At 62.4% G+C, this 527-nt stretch carries 1 protein-coding gene; it reads left to right on the top strand.

Annotated features, from left to right (window positions below; all coding sequences use genetic code 11):
* A partial coding sequence (locus tag D1614_RS28840) for a cation:dicarboxylate symporter family transporter (protein ID WP_147384418.1) occupies positions 1-527 on the top strand: 527 nt, incomplete at both ends.

Genomic DNA, 527 nt, shown 5'->3' with positions numbered 1-527 from the left:
GCATGAATGTGGATCCGAAATCGCTCGATCCGGCGGCCATGGCGTCGTACATGACGACCGCCAAGCAGGTGGAATCGACTGGCGTTGCAGCGTTCTTCCTCAAGCTGATTCCCGATACGTTCGTCAGCGGCTTCGTGAAGGGCGACATCCTGCAGGTGCTGCTGGTGTCGATCCTGTTCGGCTGCTCGCTGTCGCTGCTGGGTGAGCGGACCAAGCCGCTGGTCAACCTGATCGATCAGCTCTCGCATGTGCTGTTCCGCATGATGGCCGTGATCATCCGGCTGGCACCGCTGGGCGTGCTGGGCGCGGTGGCCTTTACCGTCGGCAAGTACGGCGCGGGCTCGCTCAAGCAGCTTGGCTTCCTGGTACTGCTGTTCTACGCAGCCGTGGCGCTGTTTGTGTTCGTGGTGCTCGGCACCATCCTGCGCATGGCGGGTTTCAACATCTTCAAGCTGATCCGGTTCCTGCGCGCGGAACTGCTGGTGGTGCTGGGCACGGCATCGTCCGACGCAGTGCTGCCGTCCATC

This window comes from Maribellus luteus, from assembly GCF_003576475.1.
In the GTDB taxonomy this organism is placed as follows: domain Bacteria; phylum Bacteroidota; class Bacteroidia; order Bacteroidales; family Prolixibacteraceae; genus Draconibacterium; species Draconibacterium luteum.
Note: the sequence above shows the minus strand (reverse complement) of the source record. Positions and strands in the feature narration are given on the sequence as shown.